This is a genomic window from Dactylosporangium vinaceum, from assembly GCF_019904175.1.
GTDB lineage: Bacteria > Actinomycetota > Actinomycetes > Mycobacteriales > Micromonosporaceae > Dactylosporangium > Dactylosporangium vinaceum.
The window spans coordinates 11,279,504-11,304,847 of record NZ_CP061913.1 but is presented as its reverse complement, the minus strand read 5'-3'; the positions used below and the strand labels follow the sequence as shown (position 1 = coordinate 11,304,847).

At 70.4% G+C, this 25,344-nt stretch carries 29 protein-coding genes, 1 tRNA gene and 1 other RNA gene; 14 read left to right on the top strand and 17 right to left on the bottom strand.

Annotated elements, in window-relative coordinates; all coding sequences use genetic code 11:
* Nucleotides 1-67: 67 nt before the first annotated feature.
* The 4 genes from Dvina_RS50920 to Dvina_RS50905 are packed head-to-tail and all read right to left on the bottom strand — an operon-like array spanning nt 68 to nt 3,394.
* A complete protein-coding gene (locus tag Dvina_RS50920) occupies nt 68-1,228 on the bottom strand; it encodes an ABC transporter permease (RefSeq protein ID WP_223099365.1) in 1,161 nt (386 codons plus the stop codon).
* The gene (locus tag Dvina_RS50915) at nt 1,225-1,875 is read right to left on the bottom strand and encodes an ABC transporter ATP-binding protein (protein ID WP_223099364.1); all 651 of its coding nucleotides are present in this window, start codon (nt 1,873-1,875) and stop codon (nt 1,225-1,227) included. The genes Dvina_RS50920 and Dvina_RS50915 overlap by 4 nt, the downstream gene beginning before the upstream one ends.
* Nucleotides 1,872-2,906: a peptidoglycan-binding protein gene (locus Dvina_RS50910; RefSeq protein WP_223099362.1), complete on the bottom strand. Its 1,035-nt coding sequence runs from the start codon at nt 2,904-2,906 to the stop codon at nt 1,872-1,874. The genes Dvina_RS50915 and Dvina_RS50910 overlap by 4 nt, the downstream gene beginning before the upstream one ends.
* A complete protein-coding gene (locus Dvina_RS50905; RefSeq protein WP_223099360.1) occupies nt 2,903-3,394 on the bottom strand; it encodes a hypothetical protein in 492 nt (163 codons plus the stop codon). Before Dvina_RS50905 ends, Dvina_RS50910 begins: the two co-directional genes overlap by 4 nt.
* A gap of 87 nt (nt 3,395-3,481) precedes the next feature.
* Between Dvina_RS50905 and Dvina_RS50900 the strand changes: the two genes are divergently transcribed.
* The 4 genes from Dvina_RS50900 (at nt 3,482) to Dvina_RS50885 (ending at nt 6,658) form a co-directional block, all read left to right on the top strand.
* A complete protein-coding gene (locus Dvina_RS50900) occupies nt 3,482-4,138 on the top strand; it encodes a response regulator transcription factor (RefSeq protein ID WP_223099358.1) in 657 nt (218 codons plus the stop codon).
* Nucleotides 4,139-4,143: 5 nt separating this feature from the next.
* Nucleotides 4,144-5,283, top strand: a complete 1,140-nt coding sequence (locus tag Dvina_RS50895) for a sensor histidine kinase (protein WP_343217101.1) — start codon at nt 4,144-4,146, stop codon at nt 5,281-5,283.
* A gap of 16 nt (nt 5,284-5,299) precedes the next feature.
* Complete coding sequence (locus Dvina_RS50890; protein ID WP_223099356.1) at nt 5,300-5,929, top strand: TetR/AcrR family transcriptional regulator; 630 nt, start codon at nt 5,300-5,302, stop codon at nt 5,927-5,929.
* Between the two features lie 267 nt (nt 5,930-6,196).
* On the top strand, nt 6,197-6,658 hold the full coding sequence (locus Dvina_RS50885) for an acyl-CoA thioesterase (protein ID WP_223099355.1): 462 nt from the start codon (nt 6,197-6,199) through the stop codon (nt 6,656-6,658).
* On the opposite strand, the gene Dvina_RS50880 is transcribed toward Dvina_RS50885, so the two are convergent.
* From Dvina_RS50880 to Dvina_RS50865, 4 genes are all read right to left on the bottom strand, one after another.
* Nucleotides 6,617-7,042, bottom strand: a complete 426-nt coding sequence (locus Dvina_RS50880) for a nucleoside deaminase (RefSeq protein WP_223099354.1) — start codon at nt 7,040-7,042, stop codon at nt 6,617-6,619. The two genes, Dvina_RS50885 and Dvina_RS50880, sit on opposite strands and share 42 nt — an antisense overlap.
* Nucleotides 7,043-7,082: 40 nt before the next feature.
* Entirely contained in the window at nt 7,083-7,607 is a 525-nt protein-coding gene (locus tag Dvina_RS50875; protein ID WP_223099353.1) for a tRNA adenosine deaminase-associated protein, read from the bottom strand.
* 138 nt (nt 7,608-7,745) lie between these two features.
* Nucleotides 7,746-7,910, bottom strand: a complete 165-nt coding sequence (locus Dvina_RS50870) for a hypothetical protein (RefSeq protein ID WP_223099352.1) — start codon at nt 7,908-7,910, stop codon at nt 7,746-7,748.
* 46 nt (nt 7,911-7,956) lie between these two features.
* Nucleotides 7,957-8,229 carry a hypothetical protein gene (locus Dvina_RS50865; protein ID WP_246655854.1) on the bottom strand — a complete coding sequence of 91 codons (273 nt, stop codon included), beginning with the start codon at nt 8,227-8,229 and terminating at the stop codon, nt 7,957-7,959.
* Between the two features lie 483 nt (nt 8,230-8,712).
* Here Dvina_RS50865 and Dvina_RS50860 point away from each other — a divergent pair, with 483 nt between their 5' ends.
* Nucleotides 8,713-9,717, top strand: a complete 1,005-nt coding sequence (locus tag Dvina_RS50860) for a prephenate dehydrogenase/arogenate dehydrogenase family protein (RefSeq protein WP_246655853.1) — start codon at nt 8,713-8,715, stop codon at nt 9,715-9,717.
* Nucleotides 9,718-9,802: 85 nt separating this feature from the next.
* Here the strand turns inward: Dvina_RS50860 and mtnA are convergent, their stop codons facing one another.
* A complete protein-coding gene (gene mtnA / locus Dvina_RS50855; RefSeq protein ID WP_223099351.1) occupies nt 9,803-10,780 on the bottom strand; it encodes an S-methyl-5-thioribose-1-phosphate isomerase in 978 nt (325 codons plus the stop codon).
* Between the two features lie 167 nt (nt 10,781-10,947).
* Here mtnA and Dvina_RS50850 point away from each other — a divergent pair, with 167 nt between their 5' ends.
* The gene (locus Dvina_RS50850) at nt 10,948-11,388 is read left to right on the top strand and encodes a hypothetical protein (protein ID WP_223099350.1); all 441 of its coding nucleotides are present in this window, start codon (nt 10,948-10,950) and stop codon (nt 11,386-11,388) included.
* 421 nt (nt 11,389-11,809) lie between these two features.
* Here Dvina_RS50850 and Dvina_RS50845 read toward each other — a convergent pair whose 3' ends face one another.
* Complete coding sequence (locus Dvina_RS50845; protein WP_223099349.1) at nt 11,810-14,656, bottom strand: DNA polymerase III subunit gamma and tau; 2,847 nt, start codon at nt 14,654-14,656, stop codon at nt 11,810-11,812.
* 135 nt (nt 14,657-14,791) lie between these two features.
* Nucleotides 14,792-14,885: signal recognition particle sRNA small type (gene ffs, locus Dvina_RS50840), an RNA gene on the bottom strand.
* Between the two features lie 54 nt (nt 14,886-14,939).
* Here ffs and Dvina_RS50835 point away from each other — a divergent pair.
* From Dvina_RS50835 to Dvina_RS50815, 5 genes are all read left to right on the top strand, one after another.
* Nucleotides 14,940-15,024, top strand: a tRNA-Ser gene (locus Dvina_RS50835).
* A 360-nt stretch (nt 15,025-15,384) separates the two neighbouring features.
* Nucleotides 15,385-15,657 carry a hypothetical protein gene (locus tag Dvina_RS50830; RefSeq protein ID WP_223099348.1) on the top strand — a complete coding sequence of 91 codons (273 nt, stop codon included), beginning with the start codon at nt 15,385-15,387 and terminating at the stop codon, nt 15,655-15,657.
* 247 nt (nt 15,658-15,904) lie between these two features.
* Nucleotides 15,905-16,192: a hypothetical protein gene (locus tag Dvina_RS50825; RefSeq protein ID WP_223099346.1), complete on the top strand. Its 288-nt coding sequence runs from the start codon at nt 15,905-15,907 to the stop codon at nt 16,190-16,192.
* Nucleotides 16,193-16,595: 403 nt separating this feature from the next.
* Nucleotides 16,596-17,453, top strand: coding sequence for a helix-turn-helix domain-containing protein (locus Dvina_RS50820; protein WP_223099344.1), 858 nt, complete (start codon nt 16,596-16,598; stop codon nt 17,451-17,453).
* 148 nt (nt 17,454-17,601) lie between these two features.
* Complete coding sequence (locus tag Dvina_RS50815; RefSeq protein ID WP_246655852.1) at nt 17,602-17,784, top strand: DUF397 domain-containing protein; 183 nt, start codon at nt 17,602-17,604, stop codon at nt 17,782-17,784.
* Nucleotides 17,785-17,905: 121 nt separating this feature from the next.
* Here Dvina_RS50815 and Dvina_RS50810 read toward each other — a convergent pair whose 3' ends face one another.
* Nucleotides 17,906-18,103, bottom strand: a complete 198-nt coding sequence (locus Dvina_RS50810) for a DUF397 domain-containing protein (protein ID WP_223099342.1) — start codon at nt 18,101-18,103, stop codon at nt 17,906-17,908.
* 171 nt (nt 18,104-18,274) lie between these two features.
* Nucleotides 18,275-18,748: a DUF6232 family protein gene (locus Dvina_RS50805; protein WP_223099340.1), complete on the bottom strand. Its 474-nt coding sequence runs from the start codon at nt 18,746-18,748 to the stop codon at nt 18,275-18,277.
* 424 nt (nt 18,749-19,172) lie between these two features.
* On the opposite strand from Dvina_RS50805, the gene Dvina_RS50800 reads away from it, so the two are divergent.
* Both Dvina_RS50800 and recR read left to right on the top strand, forming a co-directional pair.
* Nucleotides 19,173-19,493, top strand: coding sequence for a YbaB/EbfC family nucleoid-associated protein (locus Dvina_RS50800; RefSeq protein WP_223106181.1), 321 nt, complete (start codon nt 19,173-19,175; stop codon nt 19,491-19,493).
* On the top strand, nt 19,494-20,087 hold the full coding sequence (recR, locus tag Dvina_RS50795) for a recombination mediator RecR (protein ID WP_223099339.1): 594 nt from the start codon (nt 19,494-19,496) through the stop codon (nt 20,085-20,087).
* Here the strand turns inward: recR and Dvina_RS55910 are convergent.
* From Dvina_RS55910 to Dvina_RS50775, 4 genes are all read right to left on the bottom strand, one after another.
* On the bottom strand, nt 20,084-20,326 hold the full coding sequence (locus tag Dvina_RS55910) for a hypothetical protein (protein WP_380028034.1): 243 nt from the start codon (nt 20,324-20,326) through the stop codon (nt 20,084-20,086). The two genes, recR and Dvina_RS55910, sit on opposite strands and share 4 nt — an antisense overlap.
* A gap of 155 nt (nt 20,327-20,481) precedes the next feature.
* Complete coding sequence (locus tag Dvina_RS50785; protein ID WP_246655851.1) at nt 20,482-21,159, bottom strand: HNH endonuclease family protein; 678 nt, start codon at nt 21,157-21,159, stop codon at nt 20,482-20,484.
* A gap of 81 nt (nt 21,160-21,240) precedes the next feature.
* Nucleotides 21,241-22,947, bottom strand: a complete 1,707-nt coding sequence (gene leuA, locus Dvina_RS50780; protein ID WP_223099336.1) for a 2-isopropylmalate synthase — start codon at nt 22,945-22,947, stop codon at nt 21,241-21,243.
* 209 nt (nt 22,948-23,156) lie between these two features.
* The gene (locus Dvina_RS50775) at nt 23,157-23,915 is read right to left on the bottom strand and encodes a hypothetical protein (RefSeq protein ID WP_223099335.1); all 759 of its coding nucleotides are present in this window, start codon (nt 23,913-23,915) and stop codon (nt 23,157-23,159) included.
* A gap of 162 nt (nt 23,916-24,077) precedes the next feature.
* On the opposite strand from Dvina_RS50775, the gene Dvina_RS50770 reads away from it, so the two are divergent.
* A complete protein-coding gene (locus tag Dvina_RS50770) occupies nt 24,078-25,343 on the top strand; it encodes an aspartate kinase (protein WP_223099334.1) in 1,266 nt (421 codons plus the stop codon).
* Nucleotide 25,344: the final 1 nt, after the last annotated feature.

Here is a 25,344-nt window from a genome sequence, read left to right as displayed (position 1 = left end):
CTACGGGTCGGTGGTCGTGCGAGGTGGGTGAAGTCGCGCTGCTGGCGGCCGTCAGCTGCGGCGGCCATCAGCTGAGGGCCGCGGTCGGGGACATCCGGGCGGCGCGCATGGCCGGGTACAGGCCGGCTATCGCGCCGATCGCCAGCGTGGCCAGGAAGGCGCCGGCCAGGGCCCACAGCGGCAGCACTGCCGGCCAGGAGCGGGCGGCGGCGTAGAGCGACGTCACCAGGAAGCCCAGCAGCACGCCTGCCGCGCCGCCGAGGCCGGCCAGGAGCAGCGACTCCGCGAGGAACTGCAGGCGGACGTGGGAACGGGTCGCACCCAGGGCCCGGCGCAGGCCGATCTCGGGGCGGCGCTCCAGGACGGAGATGACCATCGTGTTCGCGACCCCGACCCCGCCGACCAGCAGCGCGACGGCGCCCAGGCCCAGGAGCAGCCCGGTGTACGCCTGGTCCGCCGCCGCCTTCGCCGCGAGCGCATCCGACGGCCGGGAGACCTGCACCTCGTTGGGCGCCTCGGGGTTGGCGGTCGCGGCCAGGACCCCGGCCACCGACTCCACGGCGTCGTCCCGGATGCGGCTGTAGATAGTCGTCGCGTACCCGTCGAAGCCCAGCACCGACGCGGCGACCGGCCAGCCGATGAGGACCGCCGAGTCCAGTTCGGGGGCGAGCGGTACCGGATCCAGGATCCCCACCACCGTGAACCAGTGCCCGCCGAGCCACACGTTCAGGCCCAGGCCGTCGGTGAGGCCCAGAATTCCGGCCGCCCGCGCGCCGAGCACGACGGTCGGGTAGGTCGGCGCGGCCAGCCAGGTGCCGGAGTGGATTGTCGCCCCGACGGTCGCCGGCAGCGTGCTCCGGGCCGCGAGCACCGCGATGCCGCCGGACTCCGTGGACGGGATGCGGTCGCTGCGATACACGTGCGCCGAGGCCACCCGGCCCGTCGCCGATACCCCGGTGACCGGCCCGATGCGCGCCACCATGGCCTCGGCGTCCTCGGGCAGGTGGGAGGCGTCGCCGAAGAACGACTTGCCGGGCCCTGCGGTGAGCAGGTTGGTGCCGAGTGCGGCCAGGCGGCGGTCCACCTCGGCCCGGGAGGAGGCCGAGATGCCGACGACCGCCACCATGGCCGCGATGCCGATGGCGATGCCCAGTGCGGAGAGCACCACCCGCAGGGGCCGCGTGCGCAGGCCGATCCCGCCGAGGCGCCAGACGTCCGAGAACTTCATGTCAGCCGCCCGTCGAGCATCGTGATCTGCCGCGGCAGCGAGGCCGCGATGTCCCGGTCGTGCGTGATCACCACGACGGTGGTGCCCGCGCCGTGGAGATCGTGCAACAGGCTCATGACGGCGGCCCCGGATGCGCTGTCGAGGTTGCCTGTCGGCTCATCGGCCAGGATCAGGGGCGGGTCGCCGAGCACCGCCCGGGCGATGGCCACCCGCTGCCGCTCGCCGCCCGAGAGTTGGTGCGGCCGGTGCGTCAGCCGGTGCCCGAGGCCGACGCGCTCCAGGGCCGCCTTCCCGAGACGGCGCCGCTCGGCCAGCCCCACGCCCGCATAGAGCAGCCCGTCGGCCACGTTGTCCAGGGCCGACATCCCGGGCGAGAGGTGGAACTGCTGGAACACGAAGCCGATCGTCGTGGCCCGCAGGCGGGAGAGGCCCGCATCCGAGAGCCCGGCGACGTCGCGGCCGTCGATCGAGACGGTGCCACTTGTCGGTACGTCCAGCGCGCCGATCAGATGCAGCAGCGTCGACTTGCCCGAACCGGACGGGCCGACGATGGCGACCAGCGAGCCGGCCGCGATGGTCAGGGAGACGTCGTCGAGCGCGACGACCGGCCCGGAGTACACCTTCCGGACGTTCTGCAGCGCGATCATCCGGCGACTCCGACGGTCAGGCCCGCCGCCAGGTCGGGGCCGGACACCTCGACACGGCCGGAGGCGAACAGCCCGGTCTTCACCGCCACCGTGCGCGTGGCGCCGTCGGTGACGATCTGCAGGCCGTATCCGCCCTCCGCCAGCGCCACCAACGCGTTCACCGGCACGGTCAGCACGTCCTTGCGCTGCTCCGACACCAGCGTGACCCGGACCGGCGCCGCGTCATACGTGCCGAGCCTTCCCTGGTCGGCGACAGTGACAGTGACGTCGACGGTGACCTTCGTCTGATTGTTCTGGACGGTTGCCGTTGCCACCGCTCCAATAGCCGAAATCTTCCCCGGTACCTCACTGTCGTCCGGCAGCTTCACGGTGGCTTCGGCCCCGACCGCGGCGAGCCGCTGCTCGGTCACGTCGAGCTGGACGGTGACCAGCCGGGTCGAGCCGGTCCACTGCAGGATCGGGCCGGTCGCGCTGTCGCCGAGGTGCGCCTTGACCTCGCCCACACGCACCGCATCGGGCGCGACGACGACCCGCCCGAGCTCGATGGTCCCGGTCTCGGGCAGGCCGAGCGCTTCCTGCCAGTCGCGCACGGCGTCGGCGGTGGCGCCCGTGTAGGAGTCGTCGGCGGTGAAGCCCCGGTATCCCAGCGCGGCGAGGTTGGCCTCGAACGCCCGCACGTCCTCACCCTCGTCGCCCGCCCGCAACGCGCGGTAGAACGGGGCGGCGGCGTAGAAGAGCACGATCGGGCGGCCGTCGGCGCGGTACATCACCTCGCCCCGGTGAATCGTGGACCCCTCGGCCGGCAGTGCGGTGACCGTGCCCGGCAGGCGGCCGTTGACCGTCACCGGGTCGCCGAAGCCGAGGGTGCCGTCGACCTGCTCGGTCGCGGTTAGCGTCCCCTTGGCGATCGTCGCCGTGTGCGGGGGCGGCGGGTCGGCGGCCGGAGCCGTGCTGCGGTTGAACCCGGTGTAGGCCCAGAAGGCGCCGCCGCACACCACGACCGCCAGTCCGGCCCAGAGCAGGCGCCTCACCGGCCGACCACGCTCTTGCACGCTTCGGTGGCGGCCTTGAACGTGGGCGAGTTGAAGTCGATGCCGCTGTTCAGGATGGCCGACATGCCGGTGTTCGGGTCCGGGTCGGGCATGTCGACACCGTGCTCGCGCATGCATTTGGCGAATGCGCGCGCAGTCTCCAGCTGCTGGGGCGAGAGGTTCTCGAGCGTGCCGCCGTTCGGCAGGTAATGCTGGCATGCCGACGTGGCCGCTACCGCTTTGTTGCGATCCCCGCCGGCCGCGTTCGCATCGAACTGGATGTTGCCGTCGGGGCCGGGGTCGGGCATGTCGATACCGTGCTCCCGCATGCACTTGGCGAACTGGCGGTTGGCCTCGGCCTTGTCGATCGTCGCCGAGACCGAGGGCTTCGCGCTGCCGTTGTCGGCCGAGGCGATCGACGGTCCGGACGGCTTGGACGAGCAGCCGAAGAGCAACAGGCAGGAGAGGATGACCGCGAGCTTTCTCATGGCGGCCAGTCAAACCGGGCCGGCGTTAGCCGGGCGTTAGCGCAATCGCTAACGCCCGGCTCACATCGGACACGGCACGATTGACGCATGCGAGTTCTGGTGGTCGAGGACGAGCAGCTGCTCGCCGACGCGGTCGCCGAGGGGCTGCGCCGTGAGTCGTTCGCGGTCGACGTGGCCTACGACGGCGACGGTGCGCTGCAGCGGCTGGGCGTGAACGAGTACGACGTGCTGGTCCTCGATCGCGACCTGCCAGTCGTCGGCGGCGACGACGTGTGCAAGCACGTCACCGCCGCCCTTCCTCATACGCGGATCCTGATGCTGACCGCGTCGTCCGCCGTGGCCCAGCGGGTCGCCGGGCTCGAGCTCGGCGCCGACGACTATCTGGGCAAGCCGTTCGCGTTCACGGAGCTGGTGGCCCGGGTCCGCGCTCTGGCCCGCCGGGCCCGTCCGGCCGCTCCGCTGGTGCTGGAGCGCGGCGACCTGCGGCTGGACCCCAACCGGCGGGAGGTCTTCCGGGACGGGCACTACGTGAATCTGGGCCGCAAGGAGTTCGTGGTGCTCGAGGAGCTGCTGCGGGCCGAGGGTGCGTGGATCTCGGCGGAGCAGCTGCTGGAGCGGGCCTGGGACGAGCACACCGACCCGTTCACCACCGTGGTGCGGGTGGCGATAGCGTCGCTGCGCCGCAAGCTGGGCGAGCCGGCCGTGATCGAGACGATGGCCGGAGTGGGGTACCGAATCCGATGAAGCGTATGGGTATCCGGGTTCGCCTGACCGCACTGTTCGGCGCACTGTTCCTGGCCGGCGGCACGCTGCTGCTCGGCCTGACCTACATCCTCGTCAAGCAGAACATCCAGCAACGCAACTCCGGCCAGACCTCCGTCGCGGACCTACCGGCCGAAACCAAGGCTCTGCTGGGCGCTGATCAGCAGAACTTCCTCAACCTCGTCCAGCAGTTGCAGGAGCGACAGAAGCGGATCGAGCAGGAAACCCTCAACGCGGTCATCACCCAGGGCTCGATCGCGCTGGGCGTGATGACGCTGATCGGGGTCGGATTCGGCTGGATGATGGCCGAGCGGGCGCTGCGCCCGGTCGGGCAGATCACCGAGACGGCCCGGCGGGTGGCCGGCGGCAGCCTGCACGAGCGAATCGCGCTCGGCGGGCCGAAGGACGAGATCAAGGAGCTCGCCGACTCCTTCGACACGATGATGGAGCGGCTCGACAAGGCGTTCGACGGGCAGCGCCGGTTCGCCGCCAACGCCTCGCACGAGCTGCGGACGCCGCTGGCGATCAACCGGACGCTCATCGAGGTGGCCCTCGCCCGGCCCAACCCGCCGCACGAGCTGATCCTCCTCGGCGAGACGCTGCTGACGGTCAACGCGCGTCACGAGCGGCTCATCGACGGGCTGCTCACGCTCGTCGCCTCCGAGCAGCCGCTCACCGTGCACGATCCGGTCGACCTCGCGGCAGTCGCCCGGCACGTGGTGGCCGGCAAGGACGTCGTCGCCGACCTGCAGACGGCGACCGTGGCCGGGGACCCGGTGCTGCTCGAGAGGATCGCGCAGAACCTCGTCGACAACGCGATCAAGTACAACGTCCCGGGCGGGAAGGTCTGGGTGGCGACGCTGCAGAGCGAAGACTGGGCGCGGCTCGTGGTGGAGAACACGGGGGTCGTGATCCAGCAGTACGAGATCGAAGGGCTCTTTGAGCCGTTCCGCCGCCGGCGCTCCCGAACCGATTCGGCCGAGGGCACCGGGCTGGGGCTGTCGATCGTCCGGTCGGTCGCCGTCGCGCACGGCGGATCGGTCCAAGCGGAGGCGCGTGAGGAGGGAGGACTCTGGGTGTGCGTGACGCTGCCCACAATAAAACCAACCGACCGATCGCACGTTTAGTTGGTACCGTCAGGGCGTGATTGACGGCCGCCTGGCCCGCGGAGAGCGGGCCCGCCACGCCGTACTCGATGCCGCCGTCGTGCTGGCCACCGAGTCCGGCCTCGACGGGCTGTCGTTCAACCAGTTGGCCGAGCGGCTCGGGGTGAGCAAGTCCGGCCTGTTCGCGCACTGGCGCACCAAGGAGGACCTGCAGCTGGCCGCGGCCGCGCACGCCGAGGCCCGGTTCACCGACCGCGTCGTGCGGCCGGCGCTGCACGAGCCGCGGGGAATCCGGCGGCTGTGGGCGCTGCACGAGCACCGGCTGGCCGACATCGCCTCGGGTGAGCTGCCCGGCGGCTGCTTCTTCTGCCTGGCCCAGTTCGAGTTCGTGGCCCGGCCCGGCGTCGTGCACGAGCGGCTGGCCGCGGCGTTGGAGCGCTGGCACGTGCTGCTGGAGCGGCTGATCACCGAGGCGGTCGAGCTCGGCGAACTGCGCCCGGACACCGACCCGCAGCAGCTGTCCTTCGAGCTCAACGCGCACGGTACGGCCGCCGTCTACGAGTCGCGGCTGCTGGCTGCGACGAGGGTCTACGCGCATGCCCGCACGGCTGCGCTGGTCCGGCTGCGCAGTCTGAGCCCCGCTCCTCAGCTGCTTCCGGAGGCGTGATGCCAGTCGTGCGGGGCGACGGTGGGCCGGCGGTTCTGATCGGGCCGCGGCTGGTGGCTGCGCGCACGGCTGCGCCCGCGTGCACGGCTGCGCCTGCGCGCATCGCGGCGCTGGTTCGGCTGCGGGGTCTGAGCTTTGCTCCTCAGCGTGTGGTGGCGGTCGTGTCCGGTGCGGGGCGTGGCTGGTCGCTGTGGTGCCTGCGCACACGGCCGCTGTGGGCAGGCTGCGCAGTGTCGGTTCCGCTCCTCAACTTCTCCCGGAGGCGTGATGTCCATCGAATGCAGGCCCGGCCATGTCGAACCCTTCACCGTGCACTTCGATGATCTCGATCCGATGGGGATCGTGCACAACTCGCGGTACGCCGTGTTTCTTGAGCGGGCGCTGTCGCGGTGGTGGGGCGAGCGTGGGGTTTCGTTCGCGGGTGGGCGGCCGAGCACTCCGGACGCTGTGCACGCCGTGGCTGAGTACTGCATCTCGTATCGGGCGCCTGTTCGCGGTACCGGAGAGATAGGCGTGCATTTCTGGCTTGAAAACCTGGGCGAAAGTAGCGCCGTCTACGGCTTCCGGATCCTGTCCCCGGACGGCGGCACGGTGCATGCCGAGGGGCGCCGGGTCAACGTGAAGCTTGATCCGCGGACGCTGCGGCCGGCTCCGTGGACCGATGATGCCCGCCGTACCGCCGAGCCGCTACTGGCGGTGGGTGCGGAAGAAGTCGCGCAGCAGCGCTGACGCCTCGGCCTCCAGCACTCCGGCGATCACCTCGGGGCGGTGGGTGAGGCGTCGGTCGCGCAGCATGTCCCACAGTGAGCCGGCGGCGCCCGTCTTGGGCTCCCACGCCCCGAACACGACCCGGCCGACCCGGGCCAGCACTATCGCGCCCGCGCACATGGTGCAGGGCTCGACGGTGACGACCAGGGTGCAGTGCTCCAGGCGCCAGCCGCCGGCCCCGGCCGCTCGGCGCAGGGCCAGCATCTCGGCGTGCGCCGTCGGGTCGCCGGTGAGCTCGCGCTCGTTGTGGGCGGCGCCGAGCTCGGCCTCGTCGGGGCCGAGCAGCACCGCCCCGATCGGGACGTCGTCCCCGGCCGCGGCGGCCACCTCGAGGGCGCGGCGCATGGCCGGCTCCCAGCGGTGCTTCACAGTGACCGGCCGCGCATCAGACCTCGCGGAGTTCCTCGATCTCGTCGCCGGCCCCGATGGCCTGGCAGATCTCGGCGGTGAGGTCGGCCGGGAGCATGCCTTCCTGGGCGCACAGCTCGAGGAGCCGCCCGCCGGGCATGCCGAGGTCGGCGAGCAGCTCCGGGTCGCCGGCCGGCTCGATGTCGGCCTCGACCTTGGGGCGCTCGTCCTCCTCCTCGTCGTCCTCTGACTCGTCGTCGTCGGCGTCGATGATCTCGGGTACCTGCTCCTCGAGGTCACCCAGGAGGATCGCGCCCAAGCGCGACTCCTCGGCGAAGACCTGATCGGAGCCGAAGACCCGCAGATCCTCACCCTCGTCGAGGCGGAGGATCACCAGGTACGCATCGTCGGACTCGATGAAGAGCAGCGAAACGGCCGCCTCGGGATCGGTGTCCCGCAGGCGATCGGTGATCTCTTCGATGTCGGCAACGCCACTGAGGTCGAGCTCGGCTGCGGCCCAGCCCTTAGCGCCGCGCGTGACAGCGGCAGCGAAGTGCGACACGGTCCCCCCGGTCAGTGCTCGTCGGTACGCGTGAACACTATTCGAGCGGGTTGCCTGTTGATGGCAAAGGGCCCCCGACTTCGCCTCGGCGAGTCGTCTTAACTTTGCCTTTCGCCGGTCGCGGCCGGTCGCGCCGGCTCAGCCCGTGATGCGTCGGCGGGTGGCGATGAGCTCGCGCAGGCGATCGGCGCGCAGCCGGCGGTGGAGCCGCTCGCGCAGCGCCTTGGCGTCCGCGATCTCGACCAGCAGCCTGAGCCGCCGGCGCCGCCGCTCGGGATCGAGCCGCTGCAGCCTCAAAGCCATGCTGCGAGAGTGATCCTCGCCGCATCGCTCGTCAAGAGGCGCCCGGCTACCAGAGCAGCCAGTCACCACCGGCGAGACGGTACGCAACGAGAATGCCCGCGATCGCCACCGCGACACCTGTCGAGGCGGCCACGCCGACAGCGACACCGCGATCGCCGAAGCGAGCCAGCACTGCGGCCGCGCCCCAGCCGACCAGGCCGGCGATGAGGCTCGCCCAGACGTACGAGCGGGCCGAGCCGTTGAAGATGAGCCCGAACAGCAGCATCCAGGCGGCTCCGGCCGCACCGCCGATGGCGACGGATTGACCGCGGACAGGCAAGGGTTCACGGTACGTCGGCCGCGGTTGACTGACCCGGAACACCGGCGGACGCAGCGCACCCTGCCAGGTGCCCATGGTCGCGGCCGGCGTGGGCGGACGCGACGCCGGCATCTGTGCGCTCAGGCGCGGCGGCGGCCCGACCACGGGCGGGCCGATGGCACCCGGCCACGGCCCGGGCCCTGGCGCGGCGGTCGCCTGGGCCTGGCTCACCGCGGGACCCCCGGGCTCCTTCCACTGCGACTCGCTCACATTTGCAGAATAGCCCGCAGCGTCGGCCGGGGGCGGCGAGCCGTTTCCAGCTCCCCATGATCACCGCTTCGCCGCTGTCATCCGCTTCGCTCCGGCGACCGCCATCAGCTCCCGGATCTCACGCAAGATGTGCCGGGGATGCAGTATTCCAAAAGCCGTAAATAGGTCAGGGTGAGTCGTCCGGCGAGCGTCCCGAACCGGACGGGGGACCGGGTTGTGTGCGAGAGTTCCGCAGTGCGTGATGCGACGTTGAACGTGGCGGTGATCGGCCTCGGCCTGATCGGCGGTTCGCTCCTGCGGGCGCTCGCGGTGCACGGGCACCGGGTGAGCGGCTACGACGCCGATCCGGCGACCAGGGCCACCGCCCGCACGGCCGCGGCCCAGGCCCCCGCCAACGCCCGCTGGCACGTGACCGGCTCCATCTCCGACGCCGTCCGCGACGCCCAGCTGGCCGTGGTCGCGGTGCCGCTGCCGGCCGTGGGAGCGGTCTTCGACGAGCTGGCCTCGCTCGGGTACGTCGGCGTCGTCACCGACGTCACCTCCGTCAAGGGCCCCGTCCGCGACCTGGCCGCGGACCGGCTGCGCACCGGCGGGCAGGCGCTCGCCACGTTCATCGGCGGCCACCCGATGGCCGGCCGGGAGACGTCGGGCTTCACCGCGGCCGATCCCCGGCTGTTCAACAGCTGCGCCTGGGTGCTGTGCCTCTCCGAGGACGGCGCCGGGCTCCGGGACTGGGTCGACCTGGCCGCCCTCGTCACCGGCCTCGGCGCCCGCGTCGTTCCCGCCACCGCGGACGAGCACGACGCCGCCACCGCCGCGATCTCCCACGTGCCGCATCTGGTCGCCGCGGCCGTGGCCGCCCTGATCTCCAACGACCCTTTGGCCGGGACCCTGGGCGCCGGCTCGTTCCGCGACGGTACCCGTGTCGCCGCCTCCCGCCCCGAGCTCACCGCCGCGATGTGCGGGGGCAACGCGCCGGCGGTCGGCCGCGCCCTGGACGCCGTGCTGGCCGACCTGGCCGCCGCCCGGGCCGCGCTCGACGGCGCCGACCCGATAGGCGCGCTCACCCCGTGGCTCACCCCCGGCCACACCGCGCGGCTGTCCTGGCCCCCGGAGCCGGGCGAGTCGGCCGACCTACCCGCCCGCGCCGACGTACTGCTGCGGCTCGGGCGAGTCGGCGGCTGGATCGAGTCCGTCTCCGCCGACCGCAAGACAATCCGCGCCGTCCGCCCCGCCTGAGAGCCCGCTCGCCGCCCGCCGGTGTCGTCGGGGGCCGCGGTCGCCGGCCGGCCCGGGGTCGCACCACGAACGCAGCGCGCCGCGCTCAGCCGGCCGGGGCGCCGTCCGCGCGGCCCGAGAACACGCGCTCGTCCGTCACGATCGCGGTGACCAGGTGGGCCGGGGTGACGTCGAAGGCCGGGTTGATCGCCTCGGTTCCTTCGGGCGCGGTGGTGCCCGCAACCTCGGCCGAGCCGCGGTCCTCGATCTCCACCTCCGCGCCGGACGGGGTCGAGAGATCGACAGTCGACTCCGGGGCCACGCAGATGAACGGAATGCCGGCCGCCTTCGCGCCGAGCGCGTGGGCGTAGGAGCCGACCTTGTTCACCACGTCGCCGTTCGCGCAGATCCGGTCGGCGCCGAGAATCACCGCATCGACCTCGCCCCGGGCCATCAGGAACGGCCCGGCGGAGTCGACGGCGAGCCGGTGGGCAATGCCCGCGCGTCGCAGCTCCCAGGTGGTGAGGCGAGCACCCTGCAGCAGCGGGCGGGTCTCGCTGGCAATGACGCCGCCGAGGGATTCGCGGCGGTACAACTCAAAGACGACCGACAATGCCGTGCCCTCCACGACGGTGGCCAGGCCGCCCGTGTTGCAATGCGTCAGCAGCCGGGCGTCCGGTCCGCAGAGCTTCTCGACGAGGTCGGCCCCGAGCCGCGCCATCGCTTTCGAACTGGCGATTTCCTCGTCGCGGATTCGCAGCGCCTCACCGAGCGCCGCATCGAAGGACGGCAGCAGCGCCGCCACCCGGCGCACTCCCCGAGCCAGATTCACCGCCGTCGGCCGGGCCGTTTCCAGAAGGTGTACTGCCGCGGCGAGTTCGGCCGGGTCGGCATACTGTTTCGCCGCGAGCGCAACGCCCAGCGCCCCCGCGACCCCGATGGCCGGCGCCCCGCGCACACGCAGCCGCTGAATCGCCTCGACCAGCTCCGCAACGGTGTCCAGGCGCAGGTAGACCTCCTCGCCCGGCAGTCGGGTCTGGTCCACCAGGACGACGGCCCCGTCAATCCAGTCAATGGTGCGCATCAATCAATCCCACCCTCTCGTCGCCCGTTGGAATTCGTCCGTTCAGATCTTCGTGGATGGTCACGACCCGGAATCGGCCCGGCTTTCGGCCAGTCCGGCCTCGGTTTCCGGCTCGGTTTGCGCGAAAGTGCCGGGCGCTGACGTCGACGCGCGTACATTCGGTTTCCATGAGCTCCGCACTGGTGCTCGCGGCGGTCCCGATCGTTCTGGCCGCGGGTTTGCTAGCTTTGATGAAGGTCCCGACGAATCTCCAGCTGACGGTTACCGAAAGCGCACTCGTCATCGAACCGCAGGGCCTGGACCGCCTTTGGACCAGGCGCGACCGCATCGAGGTGCCGCTCGCCGCGGTCGCCTCGATCCGCATCGCGCCCCGCTCCGAGGCGCCACCACTCCCTACCGGCCGGCACACGCTGCACCTCAACGGCATCATCACGGCCGGCGTACACGGCGACACATTCTGGGACGTCCGCCGAGGCGACCAACTCCTCATCATTCAGTGCCGCCCGGGAGCGGAACTGGCCACACTTGTCCTCCAGTTCGCCAACCCGTTCGCCACCCTAACCCGCACGCGAACCGTAATTTCCCCACACCGCGCCACCCGCGCCTGACCCGGCCGGCCCACCCGCCACGAGCTGCGAACCCCCGACCCCGCGTCCGCCGAGCCAGCGCGGGGCCATCGGGCCGAAAGACCGCAGCCCGCGGGCCCGAGCCGCAAGCTGACAAGCCGCGTGCCATCGGGTTCACGATCGCGCGGCCGACGCACCGCAGGCTTGCGAACCTGCGCGCAAGCCGGGACATCCCCGCGCCGCAGGTTCGCGAGCCCAAGTGCCGCAGCCAACAGGCCACAAGACGGCGGGCTCGCAGGTCCAGAAGCCCGCAGACCCGGGCGCACAGGTGCAAGGCCCGCAAGTCGATGGCCCGCAGGTCGATGGCCCGCCGGTTCGTGGCTTGCCGGGCCCGGGCGCGCAGGCCGAGGAGCGCGGGTTGAAGCGCGCAGGTTCCGGGGCTGCAAGATCACAGAGGGCCGGGTCAGCCGCCGGTGGTCTCGCCGATCTTCTCGGCGCCGAGGGTCTCCATCAGCAGGCGCAGGGCGGCTTCCTCGCTTGTCTCGCGGACCTCCGAGGCGTCGTCCAGGAGTTCGTCGCCCGGGTCGAGGCCGGGGAAGCGGGGATCGGCGGCGACCGGTGCGTCGTACTCGGGGTCGAACGGCGGCTCGTCCGCGCCCGTGCCCTCCCAGGCTCCGCCGCCCGCTGAAGAGCTTGGAGCAGCCACCGATCGAGCCGCGGGCGGTGTCGCGGGACCGGCATTGGCGCCCGCGCCGCGACGGGCGGCACCACCGGCGGCGGCTGCGGCCCGGCTGGCGGCCGCTCGCGCCTTCTCGATGGCGCTTGACGCGCTGCCGCCCGGAGTGGAGCTGGCGTTCCCGGCATATGTGGACGAACTGGACGGGGCGGTCGCCGTCGGCGGCGGTGCAACGGCCGGGGCGGGTGGAGCGGTGATCGGGGCCGCGGCGGCGACCGGAGGAGTGAAGGCCGGCGGCGCGGATACGGCGGGAGGCGCAGAGGCTGCCGCATGACCCGAGCCGGCCGCGTTCGCGGCCGGCTGCGCGGCCGGCGCCCCGGACGATGTCGGAGCCGAGCTGCCGGGGATGGCCGGAGTCGGCCAGTCCGAGGCCACCGGGGTGGCGGATGCCGCGGACGCCGAAGAAGCGGCGCTCACCGCCCCGCCCGGAACCGCCGCCACCGGCCACCCATCGTCCCCATCGAAAGACTCCGACGAAGCCGACGGGCTCGACGACGCCGCCGGGCCGGACGGGGCGAACGAGCCCGATGAGCCGGGCCCAGCCGACGGGCCCGATAACGCGGACGGAGCCGCCGGAGCCCGGGAGGACGACGTGACCGCGGAAGCGACCGGCTGTGGAGCGCTCTGCGGCCGGGCCTGCTGCGGTGGACCGTAGGACTGGCCACCGCCCCCGTTCCCCGGCCCGCCCGACGTCGGAGAAGGTGGCGGGGAGGACGACGGGCCCGCGGGCTGCGGTGTGGGCTTCGGCGGCGCGGGCCGGTTGCCGCCGCCCCCGCCGCCCGGCTGGCCGCCGACCTCGCAGCGCACCTGCCAGCGGCCGCCCAACAGCTCCTGGAGCGCCTTGAGCAGCACGTCCGGGGAGGCGTTGAGCATGTCGGCGTGGGTCGAGTACTTGAAGCCGAGCACCAGCGTGGTGCCCTCGACGGCCTGCACTGTCGCCTCGCGGATGATCGCGCCGGCCTTCTTGCTCTTGTCGTTCACCAGGGCCAGCAGGTCCGGCCACACCCGCCGGATCGCGTCGGCGTCCAGTCCACCGCCACCGCCGACCGGCGGTGCCGCGGCCACGGGAGGCGCCGAGGCCGGAGGTGCCGAAGTCGGAAGTGCCGAGATCGGGGGAGCGGCAGCAGGCGGAGCCGAGACCGGAGGCGCGGAGACGGGCGCCGGCGCGCCCTGCGCCCAGGACGACGGTGCCGGGGCGGGGGCTGGCGAAACCGGAGCGGGAGCCGCCGGAGCGCTGCTCGGCCGGGCCTCCCGGATGTAGTCCATCCCGCGGTTGCCGCCCTCGGCCGGCGCCCGGACCGGCTCGGCGGGAGCGGCCATCGGCGCCGGCGCAGAAGCGATCGGCGCAGAGGCAACCGGGGCAGAGGCAATCGGCGCAGCGGTGATCGGCGGGGAAGCGGCCGGGACGCCCCCGGCCTGGAGGCGCCGCTCCATCCGCTCCAGTCGCTGCAGCAGCGCCGAGCTCGAGTCGTCCGCGCCCGGCAGGAGCATGCGGGCCGTGATCAGCTCCAGCAGCAGCCGCGGTGCAGTGGTGCCGCGCATCTCGGTCAGGCCGTTGTGCACGATGTCGGCGTAGCGGGACAGGGTCGCCTGGCCCAGCTGCGACGCCTGGGCGCCCATGCGTTCGAGCTGGTCCTGGGGGGCGTCCAGCAGGCCCTTGGCGACCGCGTCCGGCACCTGCTGCAGGACGATCAGGTCGCGCAGGCGCTCCAGGAGATCGGAGGCGAAGCGGCGCGGGTCGTGGCCGGCCTCGACGACGCGGTCGATCACGCCGTAGGCGCCGCGGCCGTCGTCGGCGGCCAGGGACTCGCACATCTCGTCGATGAGGGCCACGTCGGTGACGCCGAGGAGAGCGACCGCACGGTTGTAGGTCACGCCGCCTTCGCCCGCCCCCGCGATCAGCTGGTCGAGCACGGAGAGGCTGTCACGGGCGGAGCCGGCCCCGGCCCTCACCACCAGCGGGAAGACGGCGGGCTCGACCTGCACGCCCTCGGAGATAGTCAGCTGCTCCAGGTAGGGCCGCAGGACGCCCGGAGGAATCAGCCGGAAGGGGTAGTGGTGGGTCCGGGACTTGATCGTCCCGAGGACCTTCTCCGGCTCGGTGGTGGCGAAGACGAACTTGACGTACTCCGGCGGCTCTTCAACCAGTTTCAGCAGCGCATTGAAGCCGGCCGAGGACACCATGTGGGCCTCGTCGATGACGTACACCTTGAAGCGGCTCGACACCGGCGCGAAGAACGCCCGCTCACGCAGGTCGCGGGCGTCGTCGACACCACCGTGGCTGGCCGCGTCGATCTCGATGACGTCGATCGAGCCGGAGCCGTCGGGCGCGAGGTCGCGGCAGGACTGGCACTCGCCGCACGGCTCCGGGGTCGGGCCCTGCTCGCAGTTGAGCGACCGGGCCAGGATGCGCGCGCTACTGGTCTTGCCGCAGCCGCGGGGGCCGGAGAAGAGGTACGCGTGGTTGAGCCGGCCGGAGCGCAGCGCCTGCGACAGCGGCTCGGTGACGTGCTCCTGGCCGATGACCTCGGCAAACGTCCGGGGCCGGTACTTGCGGTAGAGCGCGAGCGCCACCAGCGGTCCTCCGTTCCGAGTAGAGCCGGGACCACCGTACTCCCGGGCACCGACACTTTTTCGAGGGAAGCCGGCGCCCGCCGAGGTCTGCGTCACCTACCCGCCGAGGTCCGCGTCGCCTACCTGTCCGGGCAAGAAGACACCGCTCGTGCACCCGACAGAGCTCACTTATCCTTGCTGCCTTCCGGCCCTGGGGAGGTTCATGAGGTGTCGCCGCACGAGCGGCTTGCCGACAACAATACCCGGTGCACGAACCCCGTCGGTCATGGGTATCCTGGCGCACGGAGGATTCGCCTAGAGGCCTAGGGCGCACGCTTGGAAAGCGTGTTGGGATAAAACCCTCACGAGTTCGAATCTCGTATCCTCCGCCGTTCCACCAGGCAAAACGCCGGGCCGCCCGATCAGGGGAGCCCGGCGTTCGGCTTTTGCGGCACTGTCGGCTCCGGCCGGTGCTCGCGTGTGGCGCGCGTCTCACAGCCGTAGGGCCCATGGATTCGTCATCGGACGACTCCAACGAGTGACTTCGGCGTCCGGGCGGTGCCGATCTTCTCGAAATCGTGGTGACCTGAAGGCCGCCCTCCGCGTGCCACGTGAGCGATCCCGGAACGCCATCCACCGGATGGGCAGAGGTCATGTCGCCATCTGCGATATGGCAGGTTGACGCCTATTCCCGCGTGCATACCCATGCGACCATCTCAAGTACAGGCACGCTGTTGGAGGGGGCGGCGATGTTCTATCGAAGCTCGGACATCCTGATCACCAGCACGCACGTGGTCCTCCTGCGGCCCGGGGAGCAGCGCTTCCGGCTCGAGGAGATCCGCTCGCCGTACATCGTCAAGCACGGCCGGGGTGCCGGCTTCCGGGCGGGTCACGAGATCCGCGCACGCATCGGCGCGGTCGACGTGCGCATCTTCTACACCACCAACCGGGCCACGTTCGGCAGCGTCCGGCGGGCGCTCATCCGCGCCCTGGAGAACCGGACCGACCCGCTGCCGATTTGAGGCGCCGGCAACCAGCCTTTCGGCAATCTGCGATATGGCAGGTTGTGAGCTGGCGCCTAGGTAGGCAGCCATGGGACCATCGAAGGAGAGCCACGAGGGGGCAAGTGGCGAAACGCAGCAGCGCCCGGCGGACACCGGGCGCTGTTTCAGCCACTACCGCCTTCCGGTCACGCGGAGAGGCCACATCGATATCCGGTGTCATCCTTGCCGCAGTTCCGGCCCCGCTCGCAAGACGAGGGGAAGGGAAATGCGCAATTTCTACGAGAGCCCCGAGCTGGTCGTGACCATGGATCACTTCGTGATCCTGCGCCCGGCCCACGTCCAGTATCGCCTGGACTTTCTCGAGGGCGTCTACGTCCTGCAGCACCCGCGCTCCGGCCGGACCCGCCCGGCCCAGGAGATCCGCGCACAGTACGGCGTGCACGACGTGCGCCTCTTCCACACCAGCGACCGTCAGACCTTCGGTCAGGTGCGCCGCGCGCTGATCCGCGCCCTGGAGTGGCGGGCCCACTACGCGACGTCGGCCGAAGCCTGAAGCCGCCGGCGGAAGCGTGATCCTTGGGCGGAGCCCTAACCTCTGAGCCGCCGCCGGGCCGCGTTCGGGTTGTCCCCAAGGTCACTGCCTGGAACGTTCGGCGAGGGCAGAGTCGCCCGGCCGATCTATACAGCGCGCACCGGATTCGCCGGGTTGTCAGCCTACTGTCAGGTAGGTAACGATCCGGCGAATCCGCCATATACCCGTCAGCCGTATCGCAGGTTGGTCTTACACTAGTTCCGGCCCGATCGGGCCACCCGAACGGGCGACCATATTTCGCGACAACGTGGGGTATGTCAGCACTCGCGTCTTTTCATGTCTGGACCCGCAAAGCCCACCGGCACAGTAGGGTGAACCACGACCAGCGATATGGCTACTAGGCATACGTCCAATGAGGGACACGATGAGTCCGGGTGACACGCCCGCGGTCGCGCGCCGGAGGGTTCGGCTGGCGATCAAGGACGCCCGTCTCGCCCAGGGATTCACGCAGTCCCAGGTGGCGGAGGCCATGGAGTGGTCCCTCTCCAAGGTGATGCGGATCGAGTCGGGCGAGGTCACGATCTCGGCCAACGACCTCCGGCCGCTCCTCTCCCACCTCGGCATCAGGGACCGCCAGACAGTTGAAGACCTCATTCATGCCGCGAAGGCGTCGAAGCAGAAGAAGCAGTGGTGGGACGATCAGCGATACCAGGGGATGCTCACCCCGGCGATGCGCCAGCTGATCAGCTTCGAGGCCGAGGCGACGGTGATCCGCAGCTTCGCACCGGCGGTCATCCCCGGCTGGCTCCAGGGCGAGGCTTACGCCCTGGCCGTCACCAGTGTGTTCGCCGACGAGTTGTCTGACAAGGAAATCGCAACCCGATCCGCGATCCGGGCCGCACGCCGCAAGGCGCTGCGCGACCGGTCACCGCGGCCACAGCTTTATGCATTGTTCGACGAGTCGGTACTTCTGCGCCAATACGGTGGAGCGGAAGCTCTCGGTGAGACGCTGTCAGCGGTCAGTTCGGCGATTGCCGAAGGCTGGCTCAGCGTTCGGATTCATCCGCTCGAGAGCCCATATCCAGCATTTGGCCAATACGATCTGCTGTACCTGTCGAGCGAGGACGACAACCACGCCGTGCTGTACCGAGAGAGCTATACCATCGACGAAATTGTCGACGATCCGCCTCGAATCGCGCGTCATCGCGAGGGCTGGGATCGGATGTGGGACGCCTCGATCGGGGAAGTCGAATCGGCTGAACGGATTGCCAGGGCCGCGTAGCTCCCCTCAAGGGGTTCTTCCCCAGGCGGACCCGCAATTCGCGCCGATGAAGGATCTCCGGCCCGGTGCCGGAGGACCCGATCCGGAGGCTGACCGCAAGGCGGCTGCCTCCCTGTCAGAAAACAGGTGGACCATGCACGAACCGGCCATGCCTCGCGTCTTTCGCCGCAGCAGCTACTGCGGCAACTCGACGTGTGTCGAGGTCGCTACCGCGAACAGCGTGCACGTTCGCGACGGAAAGAATCCGGACGGCGCCGTCCTCTTCTTCGAGGCCGGACCGTGGCGGGAGTTTCTGCACGGCGTCAAGCGCGGCGAAATGGACCGCGGCTAGAGCGACCGGCAGTAGGTGATCCGTCCGGACCGGCCGCCCGATTGGCCAAATGCGGTGCGGCGGGCCGCACCGTCGGGCACCGGCACAATGGGACGTGATCTCACCCTATTGGTGGTCGCGCTCAGTCGGACAGGGTTTCGTTGCGCAGGCCGGCGATGAAGTCCCGCCAGGCGTCCGGTTGGAATTGCAATGGCGCCGCCTCCGGGTCTTTCGAATCCCGGATCAACACCGCGCCAAGACCGTGCGCAACCTCGACACAGGACTGGCTTCCGCAAAAACGGGACTTGCGCCAAACGAGGGCCCTGCTGTTCTCGGCCATCGGGTCGGCCTCCTTCTAACCCTAGGACGTGAACCTTCAGCATACGTAGCGTGTTGAAACACGACACGCGAGTATGCGAAGTTGGCCCATGAATGCACATATCTGGCAAACCGGGCGACGAGCTTCGCCCGCGGGACCACAGTCCCGCGGGCTTGTCCGTGTGCAGGGCGCTCAGAGCAGGGAGTTCAGCCTCCTGTAGGCGTCGGCGTAGCCCGTCCGGTCCAGCCGCTCGACGCTCGCGGCGTTGGCGGCGAAGGCTCGCATCAGGCTGCGGTGGACGCGCAGTATGGAAATCACGTTTGTCGATGAGAATAGGGTGACCCCGGCGCCGGCGTAGTTGGCCTTCAGGAGCCAGACGACCGGCGTGAGGATTCGGATGGCGCGCCCGGTGAGCGGCGGCACGGACAGGACGGCCGCGGCGATCATGAACTGGCCGGCGCCGTCGGTGATCGTCAATGCGGCCGCCGCCCCCGCGGTGGCCAGGGCGCCGGCGGCGAGCGCGGCCACCCGGCCGGGGCGTGCGCAGTGCTCGATGTGCAGGTCCTCGAGGGCCTCCAGGTCATACACCTGGGGCTCGGGTTTCCAGACCGCGTAGACATCGTCGGTGATGACGATATCGTGATCTTTGTAGAAGACGATCGGCATCGGTTCCCCCCTTAGCCTCGTCAAACAGTATGAGTCGGCTGCGTCACAGATCGCCAGGCCACAAGGTGCCATATCGCAACCTGCGCAACTCCCACCCGCCGTGCGACTGCTGTCACTCAGGGTGGTTCGTACTGGTGAACGCCACCCTAGCGTCGCGGAGCCGGACCGATCGGCGCAAATGGAATTTCCGTGGTCTCGACCGGCTGACGAGCTCTGAACGACAAGCCCCTACCGAATAGACCCTGACCGGCAGACCCTGACGGACGACCCGTGGCCGGACATCGACCGGACGCCGCAGCGATCCCCGCCGCCGGGGCGGCGCGGCGGGCTGCGCGCCGGGGCAGGGCCTAAGCTGGTCCGAGGTGTGACGACCGCTCACCACGAATCGAAGGAGCGCCCTGTGCGGCCCGGTGGACAGCCCAACCTGCAGCAGATGATGAAGCAGGCGCAGAAGATGCAGCAGCAGATGGTCGCCGCGCAGGCGGAGCTGGCCGAGGCCGAGCTCACCGGGACGGCCGGCGGTGGGCTCGTCACCGCCACGGTCAAGGGCAGCGGCGAGGTCGTGTCCATCAAGATCGACCCCAAGGCGGTCGACGCGGACGACGTCGAGACGCTCGAAGACCTGATCGTCGCGGCGCTGCACAACGCCGCACAGGCGGCGCGCGAGCTGACCGAGGAGAAGATGGGCCCGCTGACCGCCGGCCTCGGAGGTCTGGGCGGCGGCCTCGGGCTGCCCGGTTTCTAAATGTACGAAGGCGCCATTCAAGACCTGATCGACGAGCTTGGGCGCCTGCCCGGGGTCGGGCCGAAGAGCGCGCAGCGCATCGCGTTCCACGTGCTCTCGGCCGACCCTGCGGACGTCAAGCGGCTCGCGCAGGCCCTCCAGCGGGTGAAGGAACTCGTCCGGTTCTGCACCCGCTGCTTCAACGTGGCCGAGGCCGAGCTCTGCCGGATCTGCCGCGACCCGCGCCGCAGCGACGACGTGTTCTGCGTCGTCGAGGAGCCGAAGGACGTCGTGGCGATCGAGCGCACGGGGGAGTTCCGCGGGCGCTATCACGTGCTCGGCGGCGCGATCAACCCGCTCGAGGGCATCGGCCCCGACAGCCTGCGGATCCGCGAGCTGATGACCCGGCTGGCCGAGGGGACGTGCAAGGAGCTCATCCTCGCGACCGACCCCAACACCGAGGGCGAGGCCACGGCCACGTACCTCGCCCTGCTCGTCAAGCCCATGGGCCTGAACGTGACCCGGCTGGCCAGCGGCCTACCCGTCGGCGGTGACCTCGAATACGCCGACGAGATCACGCTGGGGCGCGCCTTCGAGGGCCGCCGGGCGGTTTAGCCCTCGGGCCGGTTCAGCACGCCGACCACTACCGCGTGCACGGCGGCCAGGTCGGCCGGATCCTTCAGGGTGCCCTTCGCGCCCGTCACGTGGTACCACTCATCAGCGTCTTTGTATTGGACCTTGACGACGAAGGACCCGTCGGCACCCACCGAGGACTCCAGGGTCAACTCTCCGGTGACGACACCCACCTCGTCGGTCATGACCCCGCCCGGGCCGGCCACGATGTCGGTCCGCAAGGGGGCGTCCGCCGCGGCCGGGGTCGCGGGAGCAGGGGCCGCCGGAGCAGGGGCCGCCGGAGCGGGGTCCGAGGCGGCCGGCGCAGGGGGAGGAACCGGAGTCGCAGTAGCGGGTGTTTCCGTCGTCTCCGGCATCCGGTTCCTCCAAAAGCGCATCAGCAGGTCGCCAGCATGTCCGCGAGCGCCGTCTTCTCGGCCTGGGTCACGGACAACTTGTAGTAGGCCTTCACTGTTACCCAATCCGTCGCGTACGTGCACCAGAACGCGTGGTTCGGCGGCTTCCACGTCGACGGGTCCTGGTCGCCCTTGGATCGGTTCGACTGGAGACTCACCGCGAACAGCTGGGGCCGGGTCAGGTCGTTGGCGAAGTCCTTGCGCTGGTCATCGGTCCACTTCCCGGCGCCGGAGCGCCACGCGGCCGCGAGCGGCACCATGTGGTCGATGTCCAGGGCCTGCGGGTCGGTCAGGTCCTTGTCGTCGTAGGGGCTGTGCCAGGCGCCGGCGGTGATCTTGCAGTCGGCGGTGGCCTTGACGTTCTTGCCGTCGCGCTTCAATACGACGTCACGAGTGTCGCAGCCGTTCCCCTGGCTGATCCAATGCGTGAATTTCTCGCGGCTGTACCCGGACATCGAGCTGGCCGCCGCTACGGTCAACGTGTCCAGCGACGCTTTCCCGGCGCCACTCCCGCCGCCGGTCCCCGTATTGGAGCCGGTGCCGGTGGAACCCTCGGCCGCGCCGGGGGTGGAGGAGACGTCGCAGCTGCCGGCGCCGGTGAGCACCGTGGCGAGCGCGAGAGCGATGAGGACGGCTTTGCCGTTCTTGGAGGGGCGCACGCCACTACTGTGCGCCATCGATGCGAACAAGTGTTGGAGGACCCGCCCGTGTCGATCACCACGGGCGGGTCCGATTGCCGACTAACCGCGGTTGGCCGCGCTCAGGACGGCGCGCAGCGACGCGGTCACGATGTTCGCGTCGACGCCGACACCCCAGAACGTCTCCCCGTCGACGGAGCACTCGACATACGCGGCGGCCTGCGCACCCTCACCCGAGGTGAGCGCGTGCTCGGCGTAGTCCAGCACCCGCACGTCCACGCCGACGTCGCCCAGCGCGTGCACGAACGCGTCGATCGGGCCGTTACCGGTCGCGGCCACGCTGCGCGCCTCGCCGTCCACAGTGATCTCCGCGGCCAGCGAGACCTTGCCGTCGGCGGTGTTGGCCTCGTAGGAGGTCAGGGTGAAGCGGCGGTCGGAGAAGTACTCGCCGGAGAAGAACTGCCACATCTGCTGCGGGCTGACCTCGCCGCCCTCGTCGTCGGTGTGCCGCTGCACGACGCCGGAGAACTCGATCTGCAGCCGGCGCGGGAGGTCCAGGTGGTGCTCGGACTTCATCACGTACGCCACGCCGCCCTTGCCGGACTGCGAGTTGACCCTGATCACGGCCTCGTAGGAGCGGCCCAGGTCCTTCGGGTCGACCGGCAGGTAGGGCACGCCCCACGTGAACTGGTCGACGTCGACCCCGGCGGCGGCCGCGTCGCGGTTCAGGGCCTCGAAGCCCTTCTTGATCGCATCCTGGTGCGAGCCCGAGAACGCGGTGTAGACCAGGTCACCGGCGTACGGGTGGCGCTCGTGAACCGGCAGCTGGTTGCAGTACTCGACGGTGCGCTTGATCTCGTCGATGTCGGAGAAGTCGATCTGAGGGTCGATGCCCTGCGAGAACAGGTTCAGGCCCAGGGTCACCAGGTCGACGTTGCCGGTGCGCTCGCCGTTGCCGAACAGGCAGCCCTCGACCCGGTCGGCGCCGGCCAGGAGCCCCAGCTCGGCGGCGGCCACGGCGGTGCCGCGGTCGTTGTGCGGATGCAGCGACAGCACGACCGCCTCGCGCCGGGGCAGGTTGCGCGACATCCACTCGATGGAGTCGGCGTACACGTTGGGGCTGGCCATCTCCACCGTCGCCGGCAGGTTGACGATCAGCGGCCGGTCGGCCGTCGGCTGCATGACCTCGATGACGGCGCTGCACACCTCCAGCGCGTAGTCCAGCTCCGTGCCGGTGTAGGACTCGGGGGAGTACTCGTAGAAGATCTCGGTGTCCGGAGTGATCGCCTCGGCGTACTTCTGGCACAGCCGCGCGGCCGAGGTCGCGATGTCGGTGATCCCGGCCTTGTCCAGCCCGAACACCACGCGCCGCTGCAGCGTCGACGTCGAGTTGTAGAAGTGCACGATGGCCCGGCGGGCGCCGATCAGCGACTGGAACGTCCGCTCGATCAGGGTGTCCCGGCACTGGGTCAGAACCTGGATCGTGACGTCCTCGGGGATCATGTCCTGCTCGATGAGGGCGCGTACGAAGTCGAAGTCGGTCTGCGAGGCGGACGGGAAGCCGACCTCGATCTCCTTGTAGCCCATGCGGACCAGCAGGTTGAACATCCGCCGCTTGCGCTCGACCGACATCGGGTCGATCAGGGCCTGGTTGCCGTCGCGCAGGTCCACCGCACACCAGCGGGGCGCGACAGTGACCTCTTGACCCGGCCATTGCCTGTCGGTCAGCGGGATCGGGAACTGTTCAGAGAAAGGCCGGTAGCGGTGAATGGGCATGCGGCTGGCGGTCTGGCGGGCGATCTCGGACATGCTCTCGCGGCTCCTGGGTTGTCGCGCTCGAACGCGCGGAAGGTCTGGTCAAGGCAGACCGGCAGGAGCGCAGACGCGCATCATCCCCGCGACGAGGTGCCGGCCTGATGGGCCTCGTCGCGGCGACGAAGAAGAAGCGTCTGCCACATGTCAAGAGTCACAGTACGCCTTCAGCGAGTACCGCCAAATCGGGTCTCGGTCTTTGAGACCTAACGGGGAGCGGACGCCGACACCGAGGCGCTCGGCGGCGATGGAGGCGGGGTCGCGGTCCCCAGCGGCGCATCGTCGGCCACGGGTCCCGGCAGGGAGATCGTCGACGGGGCGGCCACCACTTCGCCGGTGAGCATGAGCTGCCCGAGAGGCAGCTTGGCCGCGGTGAGGATGCCGTTGTCGTTGTAGCAGAAGGTGCCGGGGTCGATCGGCGGGGCGATCGCGGTGACGCCCGGCTCGACCGCGAAGCAGGGCGCCGAGGTGCCGGCCAGCGGCTCGGCCGGGTTGACGGTCAGCGGAATCTGCCGGTCCAGGAGTACGTCGAGCCAGCCCACGAAGACGTACTGCACGCGCGGATCGATAGCCGGCGGCAGCTTCTTCCCGGCCGCGGCGACCTTCACGCAGCTCGAGGCCGGGTTGATCGGACACTGGTACACGCCCTCCGGGCGGCCGGCGATGGCGACGTCGGCGGTACCCCCGAGGGCACCACCCTGGATGTCGACCCGCCAGGTCCGGTCGGTCGCGATTGACACCAGGACCGAGCGGGGCCCCTTCCCGGGGACGGTGAGCGTGTACGCGGCCACGTACCGCTGGTCCTTGGCCACCGCCACCCGCGCCGCGAGCAGTCCCCGCGGGTCGGGCTGGGCCGCCACCGGCGTGCCGTCGGGTGTCGTCGGGCCCGGATCGGGGGTGCCGCCGGAGCCGCACCCGGCCAGGAGCAGCACAGTCAGCACGGACAGGGCCGTGCCGGTGGTCACAGTGATCACATGATGGCCGACCCGACGCTCCCGCACCCGCGTATTCTCGCCCGGCCGGGCCGCCGGATCGTGGAACGCCACTCCCGAGTGGTTTCCAACCCCGGTACGCTCGGCTGCGTTGACCTGGTGAGCGGTGACGACCTCGGTTAGGAGTGCGGCGGCGTGGCGCTGATCGTGCAGAAGTATGGCGGTTCCTCCGTCGCCAACGCCGAGCGCATCAAGCGCGTCGCCGAGCGGATCGTCGACACGCGGAAAGCCGGCAACGAGGTCGTCGTGGTCGTGTCCGCGATGGGCGACACCACCGACGAGCTCCTCGACCTCGCCTCCCAGGTCAGCCCGGTCCCGGCCGGCCGCGAGCTGGACATGCTGCTGACCGCCGGCGAGCGGATCTCCATGGCCCTGCTGGCGATGGCGATCAACAACCTCGGGTACGAGGCCCGCTCCTACACCGGCAGCCAGGCCGGCGTGATCACCACGTCGACGCACGGGCGGGCCCGGATCATCGACGTGACCCCCGGCCGCCTGCGCAGCGCGCTCGACGAGGGCGCGATCGCGATCGTGGCCGGCTTCCAGGGCGTCTCCCAGGACACCAAGGACATCACCACCCTCGGCCGGGGCGGCTCGGACACCACCGCGGTGGCCCTGGCCGCGGCGCTGCACTCCGACGTCTGCGAGATCTACACCGACGTCGACGGCATCTTCACGGCCGACCCGCGGGTCGCCAAGAACGCCCGGCACATCAAGCAGATCACCTACGAGGAGATGCTCGAACTGGCCGCGTGCGGCGCCAAGGTGCTGCACCTGCGCAGCGTGGAGTACGCGCGGCGGTTCTCGCTGCCGATCCACGTCCGCTCCTCGTACTCAACCGCCAACGGCACCATGGTCACCGGATCGATGGAGGACCTTTCCGTGGAGCAAGCACTCATCACCGGCGTCGCACACGACCGGAGCGAGGCGAAAATCACGATCGTGGGGGTACCGGACCAGCCTGGTGTCGCCGCGAGGATCTTCGAGACCGTGGCGGGTGCGGAGACCAACATCGACATGATCGTGCAGAACGTGTCGACGGAGAGCACCGGGCGCACCGACATCTCCTTCACGCTGCCGAAGACCGACGGCGCCGCGGCCAAGGCGGCTTTAGAGCGGATCAAGTCGACTGTCGACTTCAAGAACATCCTGTTCGACGACCACATCGGCAAGGTCTCCCTGATCGGCGCGGGCATGCGCTCCAACCCGGGCGTCGCGGCCAAGCTCTTCGCCGCCCTGGCCGAGGCCGGCGTCAACATCGAGATGATCTCCACCTCGGAGATCCGGGTCTCGGTCGTCTGCCGCGACACCGACCTGGATGTCGCCGTCCGGGCGATCCACGACGCTTTCGAGCTGGGTGGAGACGAAGAAGCCGTGGTCTACGCGGGGACCGGAAGGTAGG